Origin of the sequence: Rapidithrix thailandica, assembly GCF_039710355.1 — a bacterium.
Taxonomy (GTDB): Bacteria; Bacteroidota; Bacteroidia; order Cytophagales; family Flammeovirgaceae; genus Rapidithrix; species Rapidithrix thailandica.
The window spans coordinates 412,361-426,554 of the sequence record NZ_JBDKWZ010000002.1 but is presented as its reverse complement, the minus strand read 5'-3'; the positions used below and the strand labels follow the sequence as shown (position 1 = coordinate 426,554).

Here is a 14,194-nt window from a genome sequence, read left to right as displayed (position 1 = left end):
AAGTTTGTGAAAAATGGAGTTTTCCGAAGTACTATTTGATAGATGTTTGTATTGTGTAATACCGAAACCATATTGGATTAGAATTGTTTTGTTCCGGCCAGTGATTACCGAAAGATAAATGGTCATAATCTGGAAAACCTTCAATTTATATGCTATAAAGAAATTCAAGAATACCGATGATAAATATACGCTGATGAGGGTATGGCAATTTTTTTTCAAACATAGCTTTCTCATACCTTTTATAGGGGAAATGCAATAACTTTTCACAAATTCAATCAAATGGTTGCTATGTGAAAATGGTTGGGCCTGGGAATTACACAGTCTATCGTATACCTTGTTATAAACCTCTTGGATTAGCTAATTTTTCATTTGGAAATGCTCTTTAAAATCAAAGTGAAAACCTTGAAAAGAAAGTCTTTTAAAAGAAGGTGTCGGATCATTTTTTTTATTAATTTCAACCTATACAATTTTGGGGAGACCAATTTCACCACACTATTTCATTTTGACTACTTAAGCATGGATGCTGTAATGAGTGATATAACAGATTTTGATATAGATGTGTGTATCATTGACTTAAGAGAAATGCCCTGCTTAGTACCTGATGCTATTAAAAAAGCTTTTTTGACTTACGGAATTACCTGCCAATCCAAAGATAGTTTGCCAGAAATCCCTCACTATGCGATTTGCCTGTTAGATGGAAAAATCAATGTAGAAAAGTTGCATGATTTTTTGAAAGTACTGCTAGAGAAGGGGTGTAAGAGAACGGTGGGGATATTGTATAACAATGTGAACGTTGATCCTGCCTATGTTTGGCAATTGTTAAAATGTGGAATTTCGGATGTCTGTAAATGGGAGAGTAATTCCACGGAAAAATGTTTGATCTCGAAAATATTGAAATGGGAAAAGATTGAAAAAACCCTCCAATCCGGCTACATTAAAGACCGGCTGATCGGCCAGTGTGCTAACTGGATAGCAGTACTTAAACAACTGATTGAATTTTCAGTGTTTACCAATGGTTCGGGGATTATATTAGGTGAAAGTGGCACTGGTAAAGAAATGGCCGCTCATTTGATTCATCATCTGGACAACAGGGAAAATAAAAAAAACTTAGTGCTTCTGGATTGTACGACCATTGTACCCGAGCTCTCAGGAAGTGAATTTTTCGGACATGAACGGGGAGCTTTTACCAATGCCATTGCTTCAAGAGATGGGGCGTTTGCCTTAGCCGATAATGGAACCCTGTTTCTTGATGAAGTAGGAGAACTCCCGCCAACCATGCAGGCAGGCTTGTTGAGGGTGATACAAGAAGGTACTTATAAAAGGGTGGGTAGTAATAATTGGAGGAAAACACAATTCCGGCTTATTTGTGCTACAAACCGGAATTTGAACACTGAAGTGCAAAGCAGAAATTTCCGGCAAGACCTTTACTACCGGATTGCGACTTGGACGTTCAGGCTTCCACCACTCCGGGAGAGGGTCGCGGATATTCCCATTTTGGCTTATCACTTTTTTCAAAAATACTTCAAAGGAATTTCTCCGCCTCCGGTTGATAAATTAGTGTTGGATTACCTCATTGCCAAAGATTATCCGGGAAACATCAGAGAACTTCAGCATTTGGTTACCCGAATAGCCTCCCGTTATTCGGGAGAAGGTCCGATTACAGTGGGCGATATTCCTGAAAATGACCGTCAGTCTTTTGCCTTTCATCAAGAGCATCTGAACGGAGAATTTGAAAAAGCCATGCAAAAAGCATTGTCATACGGAATGGATTTAAAAGATATCAAAGAATTATCAGCAGATATAGCCATTGATATTGTTTTGAAGCAAGAAAAAGGGATTGTGAAAAATGCCGCCAAAAGATTGGGAGTAACAGACCGGGCTATTCAACTACGCTTGGCCGGCCGGAGGCAAAAGTTACCCTCTTAGCTTGATTGAGTGGTTATTGTTTGTTCGCCAATCGCAAAAAATTTCCTCCTAGCACCAAGGCTTCTTCCGAAGGGGAGAGCTTTAGTAGAAAAATCTTTTCTAACTCTAAGCCCGGGTGCAACCAAGGGCCATCTGACCCAAACAAGACTTTTTTCGCTCCGGCTCTTTGGATCGCCTCTTCCAATAAATCAAACCTCTTAACTGCAGAGGTATCCGTGTAAATGTTGGGGAACTTTACCAGTTTATCAATAAATGCAGATTGCGCTTTCCAGTCATCGGCAAAACTTCCTAAATGCGGGATAATAAAATTCACTTGTGGGTAAGCCTTTGCAAATAGCTCTATACTTTGGATTTCTCCCAATACATCGTACAGCACTGGTAAAACAAGCACTTTGGCCGTTTCGCATACCTCCCTGCTGATTCTGGCATCATAGCGATGCAATTTAATTCCGCAAAACCCATATTGCCTGACTGCCAGACGCACCATTTGCAAGATTTGTCCTTTATTTTTAGCTGCATTGACAAACGCATAACCGAAAAAATGTCTTGGTTGCTTTTGAATTATATTCGCCAATGCCCGGTTGGCCTGGGCATAGTTGGAATGAATGGGAGGAAATATTACGGTTTTGTCAATCCCGGCTTCTTTTGCCCTCTGCAAATACTTTGTCAGGGAAGCGTTGGTATCCCAAGGGCCGGTAAGCCCATCACCTTTTCCGGCATGACAATGCGAATCAATGATGAACATACTCACTTATTTTACATTTTTTGCGATGAACTCCCGGACAGATTTTGATAAAAAGACGGCCCTGTTGCCCTTAGAGGTACCGGCTACATGAATTCCCACCAATACCCGTCCTCCTTTCCATTTTGACCGTTTTAGCCAAACGGGGCTTCCACTATGCCCTTGATAGGTATCGTTCAGGTAATGCAACATTCCGGCTTTCAAGGCAATGGCTCTGTCATAATCCCAATAGGTGTAGTTTCCCCGGTATTGATGGTCCCAACTAGGTTTATCCACCGGATAACCGGCTATATTTAATTTTAACTTTCCGGAAGAGGGGGCAAAAGGTAAAGGACCGTTGAGTATACTCACTCCTCTGGGATCTTTGGGCCATTTTTTATAATTCAGACTCCAATAGCCAATGTACGTTCCCAAAGGTTCTTTCAAATGAAGGATGCCATAGTCTAAGGCGCTTCCCCCTTTGGTTTTGTCATAGCCTTTGGCCACTTCCAGATGCACCGCTTTAGAAGTGGGCAAAGGTTCAAAAGCCCCGTACCTGCCCGGGATCACTCTGATTTTGACTTTTTTTAAATTTTCTTTTTGATCATTACTTTCGTCCCAGATACAATGTCCTGCGGTTAAGACGGTTTTGGGGCCGATAAGGGTACCGGTTCTGCCAGGTTCAGGACCACTGCTTCTGTCAATTTCCACATGGCAAATGTACCGGAAGGGGGTATGGGTTGTGCTTCTGATTAATTTCCGGTCATCCCTGCCGATAATTTCGGTATCTTCTTCTTGGCAAACCCGGCAAGAGCAACCTTCAGGATGATATTGGCTAATTTCATTTAAATCAAACGGATCATAATCATCCAACCGTTCGTCCAAACTGGCTGTTTCGGAGTATATGAGATTTTTCATGAGTGAAACCTTTGCGTTGAATTAAGATGGAAACCTGTTTTGCTGCCCAAACGATTTTGCTAAGTTGGTGGTCAGCTCTGATGAAAAAGCCTAATTGAAAGCCTTGAGGGCTTTTGACAGGCACTGTAGTGATATGGTGTTTTTTTAAAAGTAAGAATTGGGATACCGGATGATGTAAATGCTTGAGCTCTAATTTCTGAAATGGGAAAATTCCTCCTGACAACTGAAAGCCATGTTTTGCAAATGCTTGTTTAAGTAAAAGCATATTACCGTATAAGCGTTTCCTTAAGTATTCTCCTTTTACATGGTTTGTGGACAAGGCATTCACTGCCGCCTGTATGGGTGCCATTGAGGGAGGGCTGGTATATACACGGACTTTACTTTTCTTTTTAAACCAGCCAATGGTTTCCTTATCACCGCAAAGACATGCCAACGGTACGCCAAATCCCTTGGCCAATGAGCAAATGGATATCAGGTTTTTGGGAGGAAGGTTTAACCATTGAACAATACCGCCGCCATCGTATCCAAAAGGCATTTGCTTATTTTTGTTCTTGCCCAGGATGCCGAGTGTTTGAGTATCATCTATCAGAAGCTTACCGCCAAATTGCCGGGCTAATTGCCAATACTCCCTGAGCGGAAAAGGTTTTCCGCAATGAGTGCACCAACTGTCAGATACGATCAGGGGTAAATATTTTTGAACTTGATCTTTTTGTAACAAATAATAAAGTCGGTCCACTTTGTTATGGGGAAAAACTCTAGTTTGGATTCCTCTTGCCCTGCCTCTTTCCACTCCCCACCGGGCAATAGGGTACACCCCCTCGTCCATATAAATGATAAACTTATTACGTGGGAGAAGACTAAACACATCCCAAAAAAGATGTAATGTAGACGTCCCTACTAATCCGGATGAAAACCCTTGTAATTTGGCAAGTTGATGGGCAACTTTTTGAGCCTGCGGAGTTTCTTGAAGTATGGCAGGTTTTCCAGTGGATAATTGCCCCCAACTTTCCAATTCACAGGAAGGGTGATATAAGCCTAAGTAAAGTGACGATGAAAAATCAATCATATCAAACGTCAGGTTCCTACGTTGGATTTACTTTTCAACTGTTCTTTTAACCTTCTGAGCAAATGCATGGAGGGTAGGGCATAATCCACTTTATCGTTAGACAAATCCACACCGGTTGCGGTCCGGTAGGCATGTAGATAACTTTGGATATCGTTTCTCCAGAAAGAAGCCCAGTTGGCAGCCTGTTCTCTTGTTGCATCTGTATCGTTCCAGTTGCCAAACCGGACGGATAGCAAAATCCTCTCCCCCCAATAGGCCAAGTTTGCGAAATGGGTGATACTGGTATCTGTCCATTCCATGATTCTTTTGACGCTGTCTACTCTATCCATCCAAGGCTCCTCGTAAGAGACCATCACTCTACCGCCTAAAAATTCCCTCATTTCCGGCCGGGCCAGTATATATTGCATAACCATCATTTCAACCCGTGAAGTCCAAGGCAAATCTCCGTATTGGTTATGGGCGCCTTCGCTCAAGAGAATATGTACTTCTCTTAATGCATTTTTTATAGGAAAAGGATCTGCATAGATGGTCGTGTCGTCAAATTCCTTATAGAACCTTGTACATAAGTGCATTAAGGTATGGAAGCCTTCTATAAATTTAGAGCGGCTTTCTACCGCCTGCATTTTAGGCACGGCTTTTCCATAGAGTGTAAGGCCGTATTGATGACTGTATTCATATGCCCTCCGGTTCATCGATAGCCTGGAATATTCGTCTTGTATATACCCCCAAAGAATATTGTTCAGGCCGCGCAAAGGATCGGTAGCCAGGTTTTCTAATTGGTTCTTAAAAGAAGACCGTTTGTTTTGAAAGCGTAAACTGATAGCATTCATCGCCTGTACCAACATCCCTTCTTCATGCCAATAAGACCAGATGAGCTCTAAAAATAATGGACGGGATAATTTGGAAACAATCGCTCCTTCACAATCACCTTCTCCTGCACCGGGAAGTCTGTTGTTTACATTGTGAAGATAGGGGAGGATTCCTGTTTTATCCTTGAAAAAACCGTTGGCAAAGCTTCCTTCAAAATAACTATTGATAAAGTTATTAATCTCTTCTTTGGAAAGGTTTCTTCCGTTTTTGGCAAGTTCGTTTTGAATCTCTTCCAACTGGTAAGTGGAACCGATTTTTTCTTTGAGAAAATCATCCGTTAACCTCTTTAGTTCGGAATAGGATCTCAAGGGGTTGAGAATTACACTGCCACTGCTTTCGGAACGGCTGCTTTTCTTAAATCCGGGTTCAATTCCATACAAGTGCTCTTTTTTACACAGTTCGTCCATACATTTTATGTATTCGTTAAACCGGACACTGTCGGTTGTTTTGGCGATAATAGCCCATAGAATTTCATCCTCGGTGGAAGGCTCGGCAGTACGGGTAAGACCTACGTTTAAGGTAGGCTCTTCCGGTTTTTCAATTAGTAAAAAAAACTCTGCTCTGTTTTCACTTTTGTAATAGGGCTCTCCGGTAGTGGTATTTGCGCTTCCTCCTTTATAGAAGGCAATGAGGTTTTCAAAGGTCAATTCCCCGGTTTTTTCAAGGGCTGCTTTGGAAGCATCATCCAAATTAAGTTTGTTGACTTTTTGTTTATGCGCGACTGCCTTGTCAGAGAGAAAATAGGAAAATTCTCTAAAGGTACTTGGTGCGGTTTTTAAATCTCTGAATAAGGTATGGATATGAATGATATCCACATACCCTTCAAAAGCACCCTTATTCAAGTGTTTTGTGGATAAAGTGAATGTTGCAGTATTGATATCCGCTTTTTTATAAGCTTCCAATCCTGCCTCGGTTTGTTTATCCCAGGCTATGATGTATTCTAGCGTAGGGGCATTCAAATCATCCGGAAACTCAAATGGGAGAGTTCCGATTTTACTTAGGGTCAAGCCCAGTCGTTTTCCTTGAATGACCTTATCTTCTTCGGGTGAACAAATAAAATTTTTAGACTTCATAACGGTTCAATTTTTCGATACTTAACATCTCAAGCAATAGGTCCGGATACAACCTTTTTCAAAGCCCAATGCTTAAGCAATTGCATTAATAATTGGCTTTCTCTTTTGGTACTGATTTGAAGATCAGCTTTAGCCTGTCCTATTACGGCAAAAGCAAATGCAGGTCTTGCCGTTTGTGAAAGCTTGGGCTGGCTGTGCCAAGTGCGATAGGCTTTTCTTAGGTTTTGAGCTTGTCTTTGCTCAAGAGGAAATAAACTTTTTAATTTTCTGCCATTCAAGCTGGCCGGTGAATGATGAACTAACAAGTTGACAAATGCTGGTAACTTGCTTTCTAATCGCTTGATCGAGTGAATTGTGTTTTTATCCGTTTGGGTTAAGGGATATAAGCTTTCCCATAGCTTTTCTAATGCAGTCCATTGAGGGTTGGGGTATAAAGCCTTACCTATGGCAATACTGATTTTGACTCGAATGTAGGGAAATGGATGTGGATCATCCATATTCATTCTAAAAACAAAATACCTAGGTAAACTTACCACCCCAATCAATCCTAAAGTAGCTCCTATTCCCAGTTGAGCCACAGACCAAAAATCAGCCAGGATTTCGGAAATCCATCTTTCATAACTTGCCCACTCCGGTGTAGCCTGTGGCTCTTTTAACTGTTGTTGTTTTAATACAAGTCGCATGGAATTCAATAAGCCCAATAAGACGGCTCCTTGATGCCCCACTTCATGAATCAGCGAAGAGGCAATGCCACTTCCCACCATTCTTTCCCGGGGAACTTTGATAATAGCCACCGGATTTAAGGTGCCACCGGGCAGCCGGGTCCTGGCTCTTCGGATGGCAGCTCCATGTCCTCTGTCCAGATAACAAACGACTTCGGGAGACGGGCTCCCCTGAATGGCTAAGGCATCTTTGGCCAAAGCGTCTAATCCTGCCAATACAATTCCTGCATCTTGCTCCGAACGTTGAGTCAGCACATCGGCAAAAATGTCCAGTTGATCTAATAAGGCATTGAAGCTTAGTTTCAAAAAAGAATATGTTCTTTGCAGTACTTCTGGCCGTACATCTCTGGATTTGGAATTTCTGTCAATAAAACCGAGAATCTGCTGACGTAATTTTTCTTTTCCTTTACTTAGAAACATGTCAATCTGAGACTGGGCTAGCTGCGGTACTCTTGCTGCTGTTACACTGGGCATGTTTATCACAAAAGGTTGTACTTGCTCTAAGCGGTTTAATAATCCTTGCGCTTCATTGATGATAAACCGTTTCGATTCTGGGTTAGAAGTAATCACACGTCCAGAAGGATTATCCGTCTCCCTTTTCTAATCCACCTTCCGGAATGCCTGCCGGAATTCACTACTTTACTTCTCCTGGTACCACCACTTATCAGACCGGGAGCATGTTTGCTAGCGGATCTTCGAATAGCAATTTTTACGGCTTTATTGGCAGGCATTCTTGAGCCGAGTTTTGAAGCGGTTCTGGCCGCTGTGCCGGTTAAGCGAACGATGCGTTTGGCTACTTCAAACTCTTGGTCTTCGGGACTCAAACCTTCCAATTCCATTTCGAACAACCGGCTGGCCCAACGTCCTAATTTACCGCCAACGGCACCGCCTACCGGTCCTCCGAAGTAAGTGCCAATGGCGCGACCTGCTACCGGAAGGGCTTTTTTGGCCAGCCCTTTTGCAAAGCGTCCTATACTTCTGCCCGCTTTGGATTTGGCAAATCTTTTGGCTCCTTTCCAGGCCCGTTTTACCAAACCTCCGATGAATTGATCCAATTCTTCTTCACTGGAAACGGCCAATAACTCAGAGGCGAGTTCCATTTCTTCTTCTTCCGTAAAAGGATTGTCTCCGTCCGGTCTCATTTCAAATTCATATTCATCGTCATCGTATTCCGATTCAAACTCAAATTCATCATCGTATTCCTCTTCATATTCCGACTCGAATTCAAATTCATTGTCATCATATTCTAATTCATCGATAGTTCTATCTAGATCATGCATAATGTTAAATTTTAGAAAATGAAAAATGGGTTAAAGAAAATGCTTCCGGAAACTACTAATCGGATTTCAATCAATATGCCAGTTCAAAAATATGCCTTTACGGCCATTTGGAGATGATTTAAGCTCTGGGTACAGGAAATACAGTTCGCCAAATAAGAAGTGAATTTCAGGTTTGCGAAGTGAAGTTCGGGAGGGACTAAAAAATGGACTGCCGGGTAAATGGCGAAAGTGAAGGAAATCGTTCAGGTGGTATCTTTACCGTTTATCGGAAGCTATAGTAAGAGTTACAAAAACAAGCGTAAAAATTGTACTGGATAAGGAAAACAAATTGTGTGTGTATGAAGTTTAAAGGATCTATTTGAATAAGGAATCCGGCAGTAATACACTTGTTTGAAGGTATACTTTGCTGAAAATGAGAAGTCTATGTATCCTGAGGTGAGATTGTGAAAAAAGCGCTTTTTTGCTGGATAATTTACCTCATTATGAGTAAATTGAGTTATAGCTTTTCAAAAAGTACAGCTTTGACCGGACATAGATTTTTTATAAGGTTGAAAATACGTTGAGCCCATTAAGATTTTTTATACACAAGTAATTTGGAAATAGCTCCTTATTCATTTTTATCAAAAACCTTCTTCATAGAGAGTAACTAACGTAACCTTTGAAAGAAAGGAACCAATTATTGCCTCTATAATCATTTAACCTTTTACGATTTACCCGTTAAATCATGACTCATCTTGGTTCTACAACCGATATATTGAATATGGAACGGTTAGTCGACACCGTTCAAAAACTATCCCTGGCGCGTAATTTAGAGACCATCATGCAAATAGTTCGTTCGGCGGCCAGAAAACTGACCGGAGCCGATGGGGCGACTTTTGTATTGCGGGAAGGAGATTTATGTTACTATGCGGATGAAGAGGCTATCAGCCCTTTGTGGAAAGGCAGCCGCTTTCCTATGAATACTTGTATCAGTGGCTGGGTGATGTTGAATAAAAAACCGGCTGTCATCGAGGATATTTATAAAGATGACAGGATTCCGGCTGATGCCTATCGGCCCACTTTTGTGAAAAGTCTGGCGATGGTACCCATACGGACTTTGGAGCCTATCGGGGCCATCGGGAACTACTGGGCCAACTACCGGATGCCGACAATGAAAGAAGTTGCGACCTTACAAGCCCTGGCTGATATTACAGCTGTATCCCTTGAAAATGTGGAGGTTCGTATTCAACTGGAAGAAAAGCTGGAAGAGCGAAAGCTGATGATTGAGCAGTTGGAGAGACAAAAAGAGCAGCTGGAAGAATTTACCCATATCATAGCGCATAATATCCGGGCCCCATTATCCAATCTACTTTTCCTTAATAATATGCTCAAAGAGAGTGCCAGTATAGAGAAAAAACTCCTGTACTTGGAAAAACAAAAGCCGGTGATTGACTTTTTGAACGATACATTTGAGGAAGTAGTGGATGCCATTCAAGTGAAAACCGATTTTAATGTTCAGCGGGAATATCTTGACATGGAAAATCAATTACAATTTGTAATCAGTTATCTACAAGGTGAAATCCTTGAGGCGAAGGCAACGATTACCTACGATTTTTCCAAGGTCAGAAAGGTTTTCTTCCCTCCGAAATACTTGGAAAGTATTTTTATGAATTTATTGAGCAATGCTCTCCGGTATTGCTCCCCCAAACGGCTTCCCGAAATTCATGTCCGGAGTTATTTGAAAGATGGATGGGTTTGTTTCGAAATCAAAGATAATGGATTGGGAATCAATCTCGCCAATCATGGAGAACAGGTATTTAAGTTGCACAAAACCTTTCATGAACACCCGAAAGCCAAGGGGTTTGGCTTGTTTATCACGAAAACTCAAGTGGAAGCTGTAGGAGGAAGTATAAGCCTGAAAAGTATCCCTGACGAAGGCAGTATATTTACGTTACGACTTTTTAAAAACCGATAATTATGGAGAAATTAAATACACTTTGTATCATTGAAGACAACGATGTTACCCAGTTTCTACTCCAACAAATGGTGGAAGAAACGCAAATGGTTAAACAGGTGAAGTTATGTTCCAATGGTCTCAGAGCTATAGAATATCTCCGCGCACTTCAAGACCAACCGGAACTGTTACCGGAAATGATTTTATTGGATTTGGCAATGCCCGTGATGGACGGTTGGAGGTTTTTGGAAGAATATAGAAAAATAAAACCTCAATTGGGGAAAAGTATAACCATTTATATCGTTACTTCATCTATCGATCCGGCGGATGTACAAAAAGCCAAAACGGTGAGTGAAGTGGCTGATTTTATTGTCAAACCGGTAACGAAAAGTAGGTTTTTGGATTTGGTACGGGAGCTGAAACGCGTAGTATAAATGTACTTGCGAATAGTCAAAAAATCAATAACTTGAAATTTTATAATCTAAAAAGATAATTAAACTCTGTAGCTTGTAATTGGATGCTCGAAATAGTGTAATTTGGCAGCGTTTATTTTAGAACATGTTTAAAATTCGTTGCGGAGGGCCGCTCCTTTGGCGGTAAAAATTCTGGGTTTAGGGCTCTCAAAATATTGAACGGAGGTGGGGGGATCTAAAGAGTGAGATTTAAACATGCTCTTATAAAAAAGACTAGCAGAACAATGAAACAGAACAAATATGATGACTCGGCTTTTTTTGAAAGGTATAGTCAGATGCCCCGGTCAATCAAGGGACTCAATGCGGCAGGAGAGTGGTATGTATTGCACAAAATGCTTCCGGATTTAACCGGAAAAAATATGCTTGATTTGGGATGTGGATATGGGTGGCATTGTATTTATGCCAAAGAACAAGGGGCAAAAAGAGTGGTAGGGGTCGATCTCTCCCAAAAAATGATTGAAAAAGCAAAAGAAAAATCCGGAGAGTATTCCATTGAATACAAACAGATGCCAATTGAAGATATTGACTTTGTTGCGGAAGAATTTGATGTGGTATTTAGCTCCTTGGCATTTCATTATATTCAAGATTTGAAAACAGTTTTTCATAAAATCCATGCTTGCCTCAAAAAAGGAGGGCAATTGGTTTTTTCAATAGAACATCCCGTATTCACTGCCAGAGCCGAACAAGACTGGTATGTTGAGGCTTCCGGTAACCGCTTGCATTGGCCTCTTGATCATTATCAAACAGAAGGAGAAAGGCATACCCGGTTTTTAGGGCATCAAGTCATCAAATATCACCGCACCTTGGAAACCATTATCAATACATTAATCGCCTCAAATTTTGAAATAATTCAACTTTCAGAGCCCAAGCCTTCACAAGAAGTTTTAAAGGAGTATCCGGAAATGAAAGACGAAATGAGGAGGCCTATTTTTTTATTGGTTTCGGCAATCAAAAAATAATCCGCTGTAATAAAAAAATTATCTTCATGCTCCGGTTTTACCAAAAGACCGGAAATTCCTGCCTTTTCAATATACCCCCATTTTATTTAGAGATGATTTTGCGGGATAAGATCTTTGATTTTACTGTGATAATTATCGAAGTGATTTAAACTTTTGAAACTGGACATTCTAATCTCTGTCTACTTCATAGAAAAGACAATTCATAAAAAGTCGAAAAACGGGAGCATTTTTCAAAATTAAAAACATGATTAAATTCCTGTAAATCAACTGATTAAAATAATTAGTTTAAATCACTTCAGTGTATAAAGAATGAAACGATACATCGTTTTGACGGATCGTTTCATTCGTCATTTTAAGAACCGTGGTATTAGCTATTAGAGCCGACTGGTGTTGGAAGAGTATTGAGTTCTTTCATAATCTCCGAAAAGATTTTGTAGGAATTAACTCTGTCACTATGATTAAAAATATGCGAAACGGCTACTATTTCGTCAATACCGGTTTCCTTTAGGAAGGCCTCTGTCTGTTTTTTTACGGCTTCTTTACTTCCAATAAAAGCATATTTTAACATGCGATGAAAGGAAGGATTTTGCATCAGGACTCTCAGTTCGGAAGTGAGTTCCGTAGGAGGCTGCATATAATCGATGTTATTAGTCATGACTCCAAACATCATTCTGATCAGTGAAGTCGAGATCTTTTCAGCTTCATTGTCCGTATCGGCCGCGATGATATTGGCACATGCAATGGTATAAGGTTCCTTTAAAAATTCCGAGGGTTGAAATTTTTCACGGTAAATCTGCAGCGCATCAAATAAAAGAGCAGGAGCAAAGTGACTGGCAAATGCATAAGGCAACCCTTTCTCAGCGGCTAAGTAGGCACTGTCAGTACTTGAACCCAAAATATAAACAGGAACTTCTACTCCCTCAGCCACAGTCGTTCTTACTTTGGCAGTATGATTTCCGGGTGAGAAAAACTGTTGTATTTGACTCACTTCTTCCGGAAATTTATACACCGAATTCATCCTATCGGAACGAATCGCATGGGCCGTTGCCTGATCCGTACCCGGAGCCCTTCCCAAACCAAGGTCAATACGCCCGGGGTACAAAGATCCCAAGGTCCCGAATTGTTCTGCAACGATTAACGGTGAATGGTTGGGCAGCATTATTCCACCGGATCCGACTCTGATTTTTGTTGTTCCCCCGGCAATATGACCGATCAACACCGATGTGGCCGAACTGGCAATACTGACCATGTTATGATGTTCGGCTAACCAAAACCGTTTGTAACCGAATTTTTCCGCTTTTTGAGCGAGGTCCAGACTGTTTTTGAAAACATCAGAGGGCTTGGAACCAACCCCCACTGTAGCCAACTCTAATAAGGAATAAGAGGTTTTTTTTTGAATGGATGACATCATCATTAAGTTAATTTGTTTGTTTTCATGATTTTCAACATACGGAGAAAATGCTGTTGATTCAGTATAAGGCATTCTCGCTTAACAGTTGAAAGTATTTGCCGCCAAAGAAACAGAATAAAATACAAAGGGGAATACGAGTCTTGTTTTTTTCTTTATTTAAATTTCATGAAGGTGTCTTGTAAAAATGTTTTTCCATTTAAAAAGAGCAGGGTACTCTAAGAAATGAATAGAATCTTTTAGTAGGTATGAATGATGTCCGAATGAGAAGGAACTCTCTCGATAATTTTTGAATTTTCAATGCCCATGTTTTTTTACTGAAACAATAATGAATATTAAATAATAATACCTATATTTACGTACAATAGTTGGTGTTTTTGGGATTGCTTGAATCCCTCCTAATATAATACACTTGCTTGATCGTTCTCAATGCTGCTTTTCATATCTCAAAAACCATGTGTAGAGGATGGCTACTTGTGTAGTCATCCTTATTTTGTATTTTTGAAAATACAAGACTGGAAATTTATTTCTAAACCCCCATGAAACCAGGAAATTTGCGTAAAGACACTAAACCTAAAAAGGTTTTCCCAATGATGAATTGACTATGAAATCAATTTTCCTTGTTGCTCGGCAAATAAATAAAAAATGGAAAAAGTCGGGGGTAAATCTTTATTCTTTTTGATGGTAAAATAAATGCGTGATCTTTCCTCACTTACACAAAATATTGGATAGGCTCTTGGTACTTAAGTTTTGAAAATGCCTTGGAAGGAAACTCTAACAGAAATTTTATAATTGAAGCCTTATCAAAAAAAATAGTAATTTAACTCAAATGCGAAGTGTTTAAA

Annotated in this window: 11 protein-coding genes; 4 read left to right on the top strand and 7 right to left on the bottom strand. The window is 40.5% G+C overall.

Going from position 1 to position 14,194, the window contains the following annotated elements; genetic code table 11:
* Positions 1–528 precede the first annotated feature (528 nt).
* Positions 529–1,926, top strand: a complete 1,398-nt coding sequence (locus AAG747_RS05185) for a sigma 54-interacting transcriptional regulator (protein WP_346820074.1) — start codon at positions 529–531, stop codon at positions 1,924–1,926.
* A 13-nt stretch (positions 1,927–1,939) separates the two neighbouring features.
* Here AAG747_RS05185 and AAG747_RS05180 read toward each other — a convergent pair whose 3' ends face one another.
* Genes AAG747_RS05180 through AAG747_RS05155 form a run of 6 tightly spaced genes read right to left on the bottom strand, consistent with a single transcriptional unit; the run spans position 1,940 to position 8,576 of the window.
* Complete coding sequence (locus tag AAG747_RS05180; RefSeq protein WP_346820073.1) at positions 1,940–2,671, bottom strand: amidohydrolase family protein; 732 nt, start codon at positions 2,669–2,671, stop codon at positions 1,940–1,942.
* Positions 2,672–2,677: 6 nt separating this feature from the next.
* On the bottom strand, positions 2,678–3,565 hold the full coding sequence (locus AAG747_RS05175) for a trypsin-like serine peptidase (RefSeq protein WP_346820072.1): 888 nt from the start codon (positions 3,563–3,565) through the stop codon (positions 2,678–2,680).
* Positions 3,513–4,631, bottom strand: a complete 1,119-nt coding sequence (locus AAG747_RS05170) for a PLP-dependent aminotransferase family protein (protein ID WP_346820071.1) — start codon at positions 4,629–4,631, stop codon at positions 3,513–3,515. The genes AAG747_RS05175 and AAG747_RS05170 overlap by 53 nt, the downstream gene beginning before the upstream one ends.
* 8 nt (positions 4,632–4,639) lie before the next feature.
* The gene (locus tag AAG747_RS05165; protein ID WP_346820070.1) at positions 4,640–6,574 is read right to left on the bottom strand and encodes a hypothetical protein; all 1,935 of its coding nucleotides are present in this window, start codon (positions 6,572–6,574) and stop codon (positions 4,640–4,642) included.
* Positions 6,575–6,603: 29 nt separating this feature from the next.
* Positions 6,604–7,866, bottom strand: coding sequence for a hypothetical protein (locus AAG747_RS05160; RefSeq protein ID WP_346820069.1), 1,263 nt, complete (start codon positions 7,864–7,866; stop codon positions 6,604–6,606).
* A complete protein-coding gene (locus AAG747_RS05155; RefSeq protein ID WP_346820068.1) occupies positions 7,863–8,576 on the bottom strand; it encodes a hypothetical protein in 714 nt (237 codons plus the stop codon). Before AAG747_RS05155 ends, AAG747_RS05160 begins: the two co-directional genes overlap by 4 nt.
* A gap of 760 nt (positions 8,577–9,336) precedes the next feature.
* On the opposite strand from AAG747_RS05155, the gene AAG747_RS05150 reads away from it, so the two are divergent.
* The 3 genes from AAG747_RS05150 to AAG747_RS05140 all read left to right on the top strand — a co-directional run bounded on the left by AAG747_RS05150 (position 9,337) and on the right by AAG747_RS05140 (position 11,941).
* Positions 9,337–10,530, top strand: a complete 1,194-nt coding sequence (locus tag AAG747_RS05150; protein WP_346820067.1) for a sensor histidine kinase — start codon at positions 9,337–9,339, stop codon at positions 10,528–10,530.
* 2 nt (positions 10,531–10,532) lie between these two features.
* Positions 10,533–10,943 (top strand): response regulator, encoded by a 411-nt coding sequence (locus AAG747_RS05145; RefSeq protein WP_346820066.1) that lies wholly within the window; start codon positions 10,533–10,535, stop codon positions 10,941–10,943.
* Positions 10,944–11,206: 263 nt separating this feature from the next.
* Entirely contained in the window at positions 11,207–11,941 is a 735-nt protein-coding gene (locus AAG747_RS05140; protein ID WP_346820065.1) for a class I SAM-dependent methyltransferase, read from the top strand.
* A gap of 367 nt (positions 11,942–12,308) precedes the next feature.
* Here the strand turns inward: AAG747_RS05140 and AAG747_RS05135 are convergent, their stop codons facing one another.
* On the bottom strand, positions 12,309–13,349 hold the full coding sequence (locus AAG747_RS05135; RefSeq protein WP_346820186.1) for an LLM class flavin-dependent oxidoreductase: 1,041 nt from the start codon (positions 13,347–13,349) through the stop codon (positions 12,309–12,311).
* Positions 13,350–14,194: the final 845 nt, after the last annotated feature.

Coding starts and splice junctions, on each gene's coding strand:
- AAG747_RS05175 (WP_346820072.1), bottom strand. CDS start 3,565: ATGAAAAATCTCATATACTCCGAAACAGCCAGTTTGGACGAACGGTTG.
- AAG747_RS05150 (WP_346820067.1), top strand. CDS start 9,337: ATGGAACGGTTAGTCGACACCGTTCAAAAACTATCCCTGGCGCGTAAT.
- AAG747_RS05170 (WP_346820071.1), bottom strand. CDS start 4,631: ATGATTGATTTTTCATCGTCACTTTACTTAGGCTTATATCACCCTTCC.
- AAG747_RS05135 (WP_346820186.1), bottom strand. CDS start 13,349: ATGTCATCCATTCAAAAAAAAACCTCTTATTCCTTATTAGAGTTGGCT.
- AAG747_RS05185 (WP_346820074.1), top strand. CDS start 529: ATGAGTGATATAACAGATTTTGATATAGATGTGTGTATCATTGACTTA.
- AAG747_RS05155 (WP_346820068.1), bottom strand. CDS start 8,576: ATGCATGATCTAGATAGAACTATCGATGAATTAGAATATGATGACAAT.
- AAG747_RS05140 (WP_346820065.1), top strand. CDS start 11,207: ATGAAACAGAACAAATATGATGACTCGGCTTTTTTTGAAAGGTATAGT.
- AAG747_RS05180 (WP_346820073.1), bottom strand. CDS start 2,671: ATGTTCATCATTGATTCGCATTGTCATGCCGGAAAAGGTGATGGGCTT.
- AAG747_RS05165 (WP_346820070.1), bottom strand. CDS start 6,574: ATGAAGTCTAAAAATTTTATTTGTTCACCCGAAGAAGATAAGGTCATT.
- AAG747_RS05145 (WP_346820066.1), top strand. CDS start 10,533: ATGGAGAAATTAAATACACTTTGTATCATTGAAGACAACGATGTTACC.